We start from the raw sequence: 12,181 nt of genomic DNA on the forward strand, positions 1-12,181 counted from the left end.
TCCAGCCTTTAATTAAAAACTTCGCTACTTTTTACAATTTTAATCCAATGAGAATCATTTATATAAGACAATTTTTCTTCTAATAATTCATGATATTCTGGATCATCCTTACTAATTTCTAATAATGGGATTATAACAAACTTGCGATTATCTCTCTCTTTATGCGGAATAGTAAGATTTTCACTTTCAAAAACGCATCTATCGTAATCAATAATATCTAAATCAATAGTTCTAGGACCCCAACGAATGATTCTTTTTCTATGCAAACGTTGCTCTATTTCGTGAATGAAATCTAAAAGCTCATAAGGAGTTAAATCTGTACGGAATTTAAGACCTATATTATAAAAACTATCTTGCTCAATATCTCCAACTGGCTCAGTTTCATATACGGAAGAAACAACAACACCGCTTATATGAGAATCTTCTTTTAACATTGATACAGCTTGTTGCAGATTCTTTAAGCGATCCCCCATGTTACTTCCAGCGCTTACGTATACTAACGAACTCATAAATCCCCCCAAAATAGTGTATCTAATTGTGATTTTAAAAAAGGAACACGTTCGACTCATAACATATTCAATTATTCAATTATCTATTAGCAAATAATTGAATTGTTTTTCAAACATTTCCATGTTTAATTATATACGGCTATTAAATAATACACTTTCATATAATTATTTATATATGTTAAATTGAACACATAAAACTTCGAAAGTTAAATTGAACACATAAAACTTAGCGAATATGCAAAGACGGTCAATTACAAAAGCAATCGACCGTCTTATAAATATTTAATAGCTTTTACTAAATACTTATTAGATTTTAATATGCTTAACTTGCAACACTACTTAACGTATTTCTTGCAAGCTTTGAAAGCATCGTAACCAGCGTACTTAGCAGTAGAGCCAAGCTCTTCCTCAATCTCAAGCAAGCGATTGTACTTAGCAATGCGCTCACCACGAGCAGGAGCACCAGTCTTGATCTGACCAGTGTTCTTAGCAACAGCGAGATCAGAAATTGTAGTGTCTGGTGTTTCTCCAGAGCGATGGGAAACCATAGAAGTGAAACCGTTCTTGGTTGCAAGTTCAATTGCATCAAGAGTTTCAGTAACAGAACCAATCTGGTTCAACTTCACGAGCAATGAATTAGCTGCACCAAGTTCAATGCCCTTAGCCAAACGCTTTGGATTAGTGACGAGCAAATCATCACCAACGAATTGCAAACGATCACCAAGACGCTTGGTGATTTCTGCCCAATCATCCCATCCTTCTTCCTGGAATGGATCTTCGATGGAAACAATTGGATACTCGTTAATGAGCTTCTCGTAGTAATCAAGCATATAAGCAGATTCACGATCTTCACCATCAAAACGATACTTTCCGTTTTCTTTGTTGTAGAATTCGGAAGAAGCAACATCAAGAGAAATACCAATCTGCTTTCCTGGCTCATAACCTGCAGCTGCAATTGCATCCATAATATACTTCAATGAATCCTCATTGGACTTCATCTTTGGAGCAAAACCGCCTTCATCGCCAAGGCCAGTAGCTAAGCCTTCCTTCTTCAAAACGTTCTTCAAAGTATGGTAAACTTCAACGCCAGCGCGCAATGCTTCACTATAAGTATTGAAGCCGTATGGAGAAATCATGTATTCCTGAATATCGGTTGCAAAATCAGCATGAGCACCACCGTTCATGATGTTCATATTTGGTACTGGAAGAATGTGACCATTCGTGCCACCAATATAACGATACAATGGAAGTTCTGCAGATTCAGCAGCTGCATAAAGTGCAGCAAGAGAAACTCCAAGAATAGCATTAGCACCAAGCTTGCCCTTGTTTGGAGTACCATCAAGCTCAATCATTGTTTCATCAAGAGCGCGCTGATCAGTGGCATCCATGCCAATAACCTTTGGCGCGATTACTTCGTTAACAGCCTTAACTGCTTGCAAAGTACCCTTGCCTTGGTAGCGAGACTTGTCGCCATCACGGCGCTCCCAAGCCTCAGCTTCACCAGTTGAAGCACCTGAAGGCACTAAACCGATGCCTTGAGCACCATCTTCAGTTTCCAAATAAACTTGAACAGTAGGATTTCCACGAGAATCCAAAATTTCGCGTGCATATACGCTTTCAATAGCTGCCACAACTACTCCTTATAACTTATGGGTTGTGATGACTCTTCCAAGATTAGTGCGTTTTATGGACGTTATAAGATAGAATCGCACATTTATGCCGTGAACGTTCACATAAATTAAATAACAATCTAAAATAAATCAAAATATACTTAAAAATTTTAACTAAAAGCATTTTTAAGAGCAACAAATAAACTTTGTAATAGATTTCATAAATCTCAAAAAATTTTAAATAAGAGTCAACAAAAACTTTAACTAAGACATGTAACAAAAACTTTAACAAAAACTTTAACTAAGACATGCTAATACACATGCTAATACACATGCTAATACACATGCTAAAACACAAATAAAAACACAAATAAAAACTACACAACTTTTAAAAAATCCTTACATTCTACAACACTTGTCCATACCCATAAGCGATAATTGGCACGGACACGGGGTGCGCAGTATGTCATGCTATAACCAATAATTTATAGCGTATTGCGCTGAGATCATACTCGTCGAACCTGATATAGTTAGCACTATCGAAGGGATTGTCGAATGAGTTACCATTCGCATGACGAAGCAAAAAAGATATTGAAGATTGTATGCAATGTGTTGTCTTCATGCAAAATTTGGATTTCTACAATTGTAATTTTGCTTTTGTGGTTTTTCACTACACTTTCTCCAATTGAAAATCGAGCTTTACCTTCCCCTCTTGAGGTAGTGCAAGCATTTATTGACTTAAATAACGAAGGAATACTTATGCCTTCATTGGCAATAAGTATTTTTCGAGTTATTGCAGGACTATTATTAGGTATCGCTTTCGCTGTTCCAGCCGGGCTACTCGCAGGAGGCAGTAAACTTGGCAATACAATAATTGACAAGCCAAGCCATATGCTACGTTCAATACCATTCCCAGCTTTAGCTCCATTATTCATTATTTTTCTAGGAATAGATGAAATGATGAAGATTGCTCTTATCGCCGTTGGAGTTTTTGGACCTATGTATGTAAATATCCGCGATGGAGTTAGAAATATTGATCCAAAATTATTAGAATTAGCTCAAGCTTATAACGTTAAAAAATCAACTATTTTTACAAAGATTTTGCTTCGTGGCACATTACCAAGTTTTATGACTGGTTTACGATTCGCAATATCTGTTGCTTGGGTAGCTTTAGTAACTTGTGAAACAGTTAATTCTTCAATAGGACTTGGATATATTCTTGCTCGCGCTCAACAATTCTTTAGACCGGAACAAACTATGGCATGCATTATTTTATATGCAATTGCAGGTCTTAGCTCAGAATTTACAGCAAACATATTTGAATATGCTCTTATGCCAGAGCGAAGAAAGCGAAAAAGAAAAACTAAAAAAGAAGAAATTAAAAACTAAAAGATAATCACAAAATAACCAAAACAACATAAAACAAAAGGAACTAATTATGTTTAATTTTAATGCGTCAAACATAAGTAAACGCGCTTTAGCTGTAACATGCGCCCTCTGCGCAACAATAGCTCTTGCATCATGTGGTAGCGCTCAACAATCTAAACAATCATCTTCATCAAGCAATGGAACTATGCGTGTAGCATATCTTTCAACAGCTAATTATCTAACAACTTTGAAAAATGATGATTTTGCACAAAAAGAATTTGGCAAATCAACAGTAAAATTTACAGGACCTTACGCTCCACTAGACGCATATGCTGCAGTAAATAGCGGAGCTGCAGACGCTTCTTCAACAGGAACTACTCGCTTTATTGATTGGGCTTCAAAAAATCAACCGTGGGTTGCATTCGCTATTGAATACTACAACGGAGATTCTCAAGGAATAGTAGCAGCTCCTAATAGCGGTATTAAAACACTAAAAGACTTGTATGGAAAGAAAATTGGAATCATAGCTAAAGGTGGAACTGGAGATTACGTAATTCACCGTTCATTTGAAAAAGCTGGACTAGACGTTTCTAAAGTTCAAGAAGTTGAAATGAGTCCTAAAAACTTCCAAGTAGCTTTCACAACTAAAAAGATTGACGCACTAGCAACATTTGACCAGAATTTAGCAGCAGCTTTAGCGACTCCAGGATCAAAACGAATTGTTAATGCTAAAGATTATGGAAATCTAAACGTTTCTATACACATGGTTTCTGCATCATTTGCTAAAAAGCATCCAGATTTAGTTAAGAAAATGTATCGCGCATTAGTTAAGGAAGCCCAAAAAGCAAAGAAAGATCCTAGCGTGATCACTAACGCTTATAAAGAATTTGGTGCATCTGAAAGCACGCTTAAAGAAGTCGCAAAGTTCTACGTTCCAGACATTCTTCCAATTGATGCAAAAGGTCGCGAAATGTTGACAAAACAAGCTGAGCAGGAAGTTAGATATGGATTTATTAAATCCGTTCCTGACTTCACTAAATCAACTATTGATTGCACTAAGTGATTAAATACAAACACACTTTACATTTCTAACATAGTGAGATAAACGTGATAACAAAGAATTCGTATGCTGATTTGCAAACTAAATCACAAGATTTGGCAAAATCTTCTATTGAAATTAACGATTCAAATAACTATGAGTGCGTTAATCTTCAGCACATACGCGTTAGTTTTCAGGAAAATAAAGAAATACTGAAAGACATTACGTGCACGATTCAAAGTGGAACGTTTATCTCACTTATAGGTAGATCTGGTTGCGGAAAAACAACACTTCTTAAAGTGATTTCTAACTTAATAAAACCAGATTGCGGAACGATAAAAGTCACGCAACATCAAGCAATAGGATTCCAAGATGCACGACTTATACCATGGTTACCAGTATGGCAAAATGTGATTTTTGGAATGGAAGGTAATAAATCTAATCTTAAAACTATTGCACAAAACGCGCTTAAAGATATGCAACTAAACGATTGTGAATCCAAATGGCCTTCAGAACTTTCAGGAGGACAAGCACAAAGAGTTTCATTAGCGCGAGCTTTAGTTCATAATCCTGAATTATTATTATTAGACGAACCTTTTGGCGCTTTAGACGCTTTAACTAGATTAGACATGCAAGATCTTTTAGATAACTTAAAACAAAAACATGGCTGGACAGTAATAATGGTAACTCACGATATTTCTGAAGCAGTTCGTCTTTCAGACAGAATTCTTATGATGAAAAATGGAGTTATTGCTAAAGAGTGGAATATTGACCGCACTAAACTTGACTCGCAAAAACGTCCAGAAAATCATACGATTATAGAAGACGAACTTAGACTTGCATTGCAATAAATCACACTAAAATTACCAAGCTAAATCTAAAAGCAATTGTTTAGCCCATTCAAGTACTTCAGATTCGCTCATAGAAACAGAACCCAATGATGATTCAAATGGAGCAGGAATCATAAGCATATGTGTTAAAGGACGATATTGTATCCCCTTATAAATCCTCTTCAAACGCATTAACAACGATTCTTTAGGGCTTAATCCTATAATTCTCACGAATTTCCCTTGTGCAGCAATTTGAGTAATACCTAATTTACTAGCAGAAAAACGCAATCTAGCAACATCGCACAAAGCTTCAAAAGATTTAGGAGGATTACCGTAGCGGTCAGATAATTCGTCTTTAATTTCCTTCAAATCTTCATCATTGCGAGCAACAGAAAGCTTTCTATACGCTTCTAAACGCAATTTATCGCTGTCAATATAAGAAGTTGGTATAGAAGCTTCTATTGGCAAATCAATACAAGTAGATACTTCTTGCACACGCTCAGGCTCTTTAAACTTTTCAACAGCCTGAGAAACCATACGAACGTAAAGATCAAATCCAACTCCCTCAATATGTCCACTTTGTGCATCTCCTAATAAATTACCTGTTCCGCGCAATTCTAAATCTTTCATTGCAACATCAAAACCAGAACCAAGAGAAGTATGCTGAGCAATTGTTGCTAATCTATCGTGAGCTTGCTGAGTCATAAGCTTAGAAGGATCATAAAGAAAATAAGCATAAGCGCGCTCGCGTCCTCTACCAACTCTTCCACGCAATTGATGTAATTGACTTAGCCCAAATCTATCTGCATGATCAACAATAAGCGTGTTCGCGTTAGAAATATCAAGACCAGTTTCAATAATCGTAGTGCATACAAGAACGTCAATATCTCTATGCCAAAAATCTCGTATTACTGCATCAAGCTGCTTTTCGCCCATCTTACCATGAGCAACAGCTACTCTTGCTTCAGGAACAAGCTCATGAATTTTAGATGCAACACTTGAAATATCTTCTACTCGATTATGAACATAAAATACTTGTCCTCCACGCAACAATTCTCTTTTAATACACGCAACAACCTGCTTTTCATCATAAGAACCAACATAAGTTAAAACAGGAAGGCGATCTTCTGGAGGAGTAGCTAAAGTTGACATTTCACGTATGCCAGTTACAGCCATTTCTAAAGTTCTAGGAATAGGTGTTGCAGAAAGACTTAATACGTCAACGTTTGTTCGCAAAGCTTTTAACGTTTCTTTATGTTCAACACCGAAACGCTGCTCTTCATCAATAATCACTAAGCCTAAATCTTTAAATTTAATACTAGGATTAAGCAATTTATGCGTTCCAATTACAACATCAACGCTTCCATCAGCTAGACCATCAATAGTTTCTGAAAGCTGCTTAGACGTTTGGAATCTACTCATAGCAGCAACTTTTATAGGAAAACCTTCGAAACGAGATGTAAAAGTTTCATAATGTTGCTGAACTAAAAGAGTTGTAGGAACAAGAACAACAACTTGTTTAGAATCTTGAACAGCTTTGAAAGCAGCACGCAAAGCAATCTCTGTCTTACCAAATCCAACGTCCCCACAAATCAATCGATCCATAGGAATCGACTTTTCCATATCTGCTTTTACTTCATCAATAGTAGTCAACTGATCTGGAGTTTCTTGATAAGGGAAAGCATCTTCAAGCTCTTTTTGCCAAGGAGTATCTGCACTAAAAGCAAAACCTTTTGAAGAAGCACGCGCAGAATATAATTTGATTAGATTTTCTGCAATATCTCTGACATGACTTTGCGCTTTTGCTTTAGTTTGAGCCCAATCTGAACCTCCAAGCTTATTAAGCTTTGGTATTTCAGCACCAATGTATTTACTCACTAAATCAAGCTGATCAGTTGGTATAAAAAGTTTATCAGCAGGAGAATTTCGTTTACTTGGAGCATATTCAATAACCAAATATTCTCTAGTTGCATGAGAATTACCTGTTGATATTTCCCTCTGTTTCATGCCAATAAAACGACCTATACCATGCTGCTCATGTACAACAAAATCCCCTGGTTTAAGCTCCATTAAATCAATAGATTTTTTACGGCGTTGAGGTGTTTTCAATTGGCTAGAACTAGCACTATGACCTGTTAAATCACGCTCAGTAAAAAGTGCAATTTTCGCAGCAGTATCTACAAAACCATCTGAAATACAAGAAACAATTTTGCTAAAACTTGCAACACCAGTTTCATAAATCGAACGAGATATACGAGATAAAGCACCCGGCGCAGAAGCTGTTACAATAACTTTATAACCTTCGTCAATCAATCCAGATATTCCACTAGAAATCTTAGACGCATCGCCACGAAATTCTTTAGCATTTTCAATTGGCAAATCAATATTATTTGGAATAGTTTTATCAATACCAAATGATGTGAGATTCCAAATATCATGATTTGCATACGACAAAGAATTTATAGAAGAATCAAAATCAAGGAAACTAGCTTGATCAAAGCTAATAGGTGCACCCGATCCGTGACCAGTTGCAGCAACATGCCAACTAGCTGCCAAAAATTCGTTTGCTGTTCTAGATAAATCTTCTGCAGCTCTCCTACATTTTTCTGGATCTGAAATCATAATAATTGAATTCTTAGGAAGCATATTAAACATTGGATGCATATTCTTCGCAAGAACAGGCATTAAAGATTCCATACCCTCAACAGGTATAGAATTTGCAACAGATTCTAAAATATCTTCTGCGTTAGGTATAGAACCTATAAGTTTTTTAGCACGAACACGAACTTCATCATCAAATAACAATTCACTACAAGGCGTAACCCATACGCTGTCTATATTTTCTCCATATGTACGCTGATCTGAAGCGTGAAACTCTTTAATTGTTTCTATTTCATCACCAAAAAATTCGATACGAATAGGGTGACTCATAGTAGGTACGAAAACATCAATAATTCCACCTCTAACAGCAAACTCTCCACGCTCCATAACTAATTCCACGCGAGAATATGCTTGGTTTATAAGACGTCGAATTACATATTCCATAGCAATCTCTTGATTGCGCTTAAAAACCAAAGGCTCAATATCACCTAAACCAGAAACAACAGGCTGAATAAGAGAACGAACAGGGACTACAAGTATTTTTATTGGCCCAAACATCGAATCATTATTATTAGGATGACACAGACGACGAAAAACAGCCATTCGATTTGCAACAGTATCTGCTCTAGGCGAAAGACGTTCGTGAGGTAAAGTTTCCCAAGCTGCTAATTGTTCAATATTGTGAGCATTACCATTATCCCAAGCTCTAAGAGATGTTACAGTATCTTTAGCATCGCGCTCAGAAGGCACGATCATCACAACAGGTTTAATCTTAGATACTGCTAGTGCTAAAGCAGGTCTTATGCCTAAAGGAGCGCTAATAGTAAGAGAGTAAATATTAGAATTATTTGAATCTATAACTTTATTTTCTTGTGATTTAGATTCACTTTTACTATTTTTAAAGCTTTCAAAATCTAATTTTTTAGATTTTGGAATCTTAAAATCTGAGTCTAAATAATCGTATATATCTCCTGAAGCAAGCAAAGAGAATACTTTATCTTTTTTACATATATCATTCAATACGTAAGGAAGCTGAAATGATTCACTCGACTTAAAATGAGATTTAAGATACTCATCATCAGCGACCATTGAAACGCTCCTGAGTTGCTGCAAGACCGCGGAAAATCACGCTTTCAACAGCATCAGCACCATCTGCAAGAAAATTAGGAAGCTCAGATTTTTGAGCTGAAGCAAATCCGCCCAACACCCAATTAACAGTATTATCGTGCGCATGAGCTCCACGTTGAGCGTGACCTACTCCCATTCTAACTCTTGCATAATGAGGAGTTGAAAGAGACCGATCAATTGAGCGGATACCATTATGTCCGCCTGCAGATCCACCCTCTTTTACTTTAATTCTTCCAAAATCTAAATCCATATCGTCATGAATTACAACAATATGATCTGACTCAATTTGATAATACGAACTAATTGAAGATACAGCTGCTCCAGAATCATTCATAAAAGTAAGCGGCTTAGCAATAAAGAATTTTGCAATCTTACCATCAAGATTCATAACTCCTTTGCCGAGTTTAGCTAAACCTTTATGATCCGAAAACGAAATTGACCAACGCTCAGCTATTACGTCAGCAACCATGAAACCCATATTATGACGAGTTCCTTCATATTTTGCGCCAGGATTTCCCAGTCCTGCAATAAGCCAAAAATCTGATGCCATAATATCCCCATTTTCATTTCTTCATATTGTTCTATTATTTCTAACTTAAAACAACAATACGCAAACTCAAAACAATAAAGGGCGAATCAAATACATAACACATTAACGTTATGCCGATACGCCCTCATATACCTTTGCCTATTCTAGCAAGAGATTAGCCAATAGTAAGATAATTTTTAAATTATTTCTAAACTAGTTATCATATAAAATTGATGATTATCTAATTAAGAAACATCACATAACATACTTTCAACTATTTCAAAAACTCATCTGTAGAAAGTTTTTTAGCATCAGGCAATTGCTTAGTAACTTTACCGTTAGAATCAGTATATGCTCCTTCTTTACTTAAGAAATTAAAGTAATCTTGAGCACCCTTAACATCGCTTGTACCAAAAACAAACTTTCCACTATTAAGATCAGCTTTACTTCCCCAATATTGCCCATCAACAATCATCTTCATACTACGCTTAACAAACTTTGGATCAAGATTTGCATCTTTTGCTTCTTTGACAAGAATATCTGAAGCTTCATCTGGGTGAGCATACGCATACTCATAACCGCGCTTTGCAGCTTTAACAAACGCACGAACAAGCTTAGGATTATTAGCTACTGTTTTCTTATTAGTTATTATGCCAATCGTATCCGGCTGACCTGGAACACCATAATCGCCTTCCTTAAAGCAACGAAGTTTAGGTCCAAACATCTCCGACTGAACACCTTCCCAAGTGCCATAAAATCCGCCAAAATCAGCTTTACCAGATTCAAGCGTGCGGAAAGTAGAAGTACCAACTGTTACTTTATCGAATTTGCCTTGACCGCCATCATGTTGAATCATACGGCGAATCACTGCATCACCTTCTGCAGAGCCAAATGTAGCAAAAGTACGTCCATCAAAATCTTTAGGAGAATGAATCTTATTGTTCTTTGCAAGAGAACACCAAATAGCACTTGGCTTTTGTTGAACTTGCATTACTTGCTCAAGATTTGCTCCCTTAGTTGAAAAATCAGCAACATTAGTTAGTGTGCTAAGAGCAAAATCTGCAGCACCGCTATCAACAGCGTGCTCAGAACCAGTTTGAGCAACAGCAAGAATATCTACATCTAAACCTGCATCCTTAAACCAGCCTTTATTTTTTGCTACATAAATACCAATATGATTTGTGTCAGGCGCCCAAAAAAGCATAAAAGATACTTTTTGAAGATTCTTATTCTTATTTTGATTAGAAGATGTGCATGCAGCAAATGAATACAAACAACAGATCGAAAGAAAAGCTGCAAACAAGCGTTTAATAGCACGCATATTCATGAGTTCCCTACTTTATTCTCATTTACCGTTTTCTGGGAAAGTGACACAAGATTGGCAGAAAACGGTAATAAGGGCCTCACCCGCGCCGTTCAATGCCCCCGCGTTTATTTATAAATACGCGCAGTTTGCCACACATTGACTCACGAAACATTTAGATTATGCATTATTCAAACGACAAATATAAAATAAATCTGGTTCAACGGTACTAATAGAATGTATTTACTAAACTTGGTTTAATTTAATGAATACAATTCAAACATGCTTGAACACGCAATTGGGGCAGCAATTGCATTATTGAAAGGAATAGAACTATATGGCGCGCTCGCGTTTAAAGAATATTCTTATAAAATATCTGCCAACTCCAATATCAATAGTTATTGTGCTAGTTTTATGGCAACTAGCTTGCGAATGCAACAAAATATCGGAAAATCTTATTCCAACTCCAACTTCTATTGCTAAAGCAACGATTGAAACATTACCAACATTATTTCCAGCTGTGTTAATAACAGCTCAGGAAACTATTATTGGTTTTTCGCTTGCGATTATAATAGGCATTCTTTTAGGAGTTACTTTCCACGTTTTTAAGCTTGTTAAATCTGCACTATTCCCACTTATTTGTGCAGCTCAAACTATGCCACTTATTTCAATTGCGCCAATTTTTTTGATTTGGTTTGGATTTGAAATGTCAGGGAAGATTGCAATAGTCATGATTTTCAGCGTATTCCCTATTGCAGTACAAACTATTCGTGGACTGGATGCAGTACCAAGTTTTTACACTGATGTTGCGCTAACTTGCGGAGCTAGCCAAACTTGGACTTTATGGCATGTTAAATTACGCGTAGCAGCTAGACAAATTTTTGGCGGAATAAGAATTAGTGCAGCATATGTTTTTTCAACAGCCGCTACAGCTGAATATCTTGGAGCTAGAAACGGTTTAGGAATTTGGCTTCAGTTCGCTTATAACTCTTTTAGAACTCCGCTTATTTTCTCTGCTACAATCGCAATAATTGCTCTCACAGCAATTTTAATGCTCATTATTAGAGCATGCGAAAGGATTCTTTTAGGACCTCAAAGCGATGATGAAGATCCTGATAATCAATTATAAATCGTCTAAAATCTACTAAAAGATATACTAAAAGATACTAGAATAGAATCTCCTAAAAACTACTAGCGTAAAATCACTAGCATAAAAGCCAAAAACTACTAGCGTAAAATCACTAGAAAAATCACAAGCGTAAAT

9 protein-coding genes and 1 riboswitch are annotated in these 12,181 nt (G+C 36.4%); of the genes, 4 read left to right on the forward strand and 5 right to left on the reverse strand.

Annotated elements, in window-relative coordinates; all coding sequences use genetic code 11:
- Nucleotides 1–8: 8 nt before the first annotated feature.
- Both folK and eno read right to left on the reverse strand, forming a co-directional pair.
- Nucleotides 9–509 carry a 2-amino-4-hydroxy-6-hydroxymethyldihydropteridine diphosphokinase gene (folK, locus tag HXT27_RS05700; RefSeq protein WP_075523400.1) on the reverse strand — a complete coding sequence of 167 codons (501 nt, stop codon included), beginning with the start codon at nucleotides 507–509 and terminating at the stop codon, nucleotides 9–11.
- Between the two features lie 335 nt (nucleotides 510–844).
- A complete protein-coding gene (gene eno / locus HXT27_RS05705) occupies nucleotides 845–2,140 on the reverse strand; it encodes a phosphopyruvate hydratase (protein WP_075523401.1) in 1,296 nt (431 codons plus the stop codon).
- Between the two features lie 419 nt (nucleotides 2,141–2,559).
- Nucleotides 2,560–2,685, forward strand: a riboswitch (TPP riboswitch).
- Here eno and HXT27_RS05710 point away from each other — a divergent pair.
- From HXT27_RS05710 to HXT27_RS05720, 3 genes are all read left to right on the forward strand, one after another.
- On the forward strand, nucleotides 2,675–3,508 hold the full coding sequence (locus HXT27_RS05710) for an ABC transporter permease (RefSeq protein ID WP_103043113.1): 834 nt from the start codon (nucleotides 2,675–2,677) through the stop codon (nucleotides 3,506–3,508). (Overlaps the previous riboswitch by 11 nt.)
- A gap of 49 nt (nucleotides 3,509–3,557) precedes the next feature.
- Nucleotides 3,558–4,550, forward strand: a complete 993-nt coding sequence (locus tag HXT27_RS05715) for an ABC transporter substrate-binding protein (protein WP_103043114.1) — start codon at nucleotides 3,558–3,560, stop codon at nucleotides 4,548–4,550.
- A 92-nt stretch (nucleotides 4,551–4,642) separates the two neighbouring features.
- Nucleotides 4,643–5,377 (forward strand): ABC transporter ATP-binding protein, encoded by a 735-nt coding sequence (locus HXT27_RS05720; protein ID WP_075523467.1) that lies wholly within the window; start codon nucleotides 4,643–4,645, stop codon nucleotides 5,375–5,377.
- A 12-nt stretch (nucleotides 5,378–5,389) separates the two neighbouring features.
- On the opposite strand, the gene mfd is transcribed toward HXT27_RS05720, so the two are convergent.
- The 3 genes from mfd to HXT27_RS05735 form a co-directional block, all read right to left on the reverse strand.
- Entirely contained in the window at nucleotides 5,390–9,046 is a 3,657-nt protein-coding gene (gene mfd / locus HXT27_RS05725) for a transcription-repair coupling factor (protein ID WP_103043115.1), read from the reverse strand.
- Nucleotides 9,036–9,635, reverse strand: a complete 600-nt coding sequence (gene pth / locus HXT27_RS05730; protein ID WP_103043116.1) for an aminoacyl-tRNA hydrolase — start codon at nucleotides 9,633–9,635, stop codon at nucleotides 9,036–9,038. The genes mfd and pth overlap by 11 nt, the downstream gene beginning before the upstream one ends.
- 253 nt (nucleotides 9,636–9,888) lie before the next feature.
- Nucleotides 9,889–10,941, reverse strand: a complete 1,053-nt coding sequence (locus tag HXT27_RS05735; RefSeq protein ID WP_075523405.1) for an ABC transporter substrate-binding protein — start codon at nucleotides 10,939–10,941, stop codon at nucleotides 9,889–9,891.
- A gap of 313 nt (nucleotides 10,942–11,254) precedes the next feature.
- Between HXT27_RS05735 and HXT27_RS05740 the strand changes: the two genes are divergently transcribed.
- Nucleotides 11,255–12,046 (forward strand): ABC transporter permease, encoded by a 792-nt coding sequence (locus HXT27_RS05740; RefSeq protein ID WP_103043117.1) that lies wholly within the window; start codon nucleotides 11,255–11,257, stop codon nucleotides 12,044–12,046.
- Nucleotides 12,047–12,181 lie beyond the last annotated feature (135 nt).

The organism is Gardnerella bivia, assembly GCF_049262715.1.
Taxonomy (GTDB): domain Bacteria; phylum Actinomycetota; class Actinomycetes; order Actinomycetales; family Bifidobacteriaceae; genus Bifidobacterium; species Bifidobacterium vaginale_A.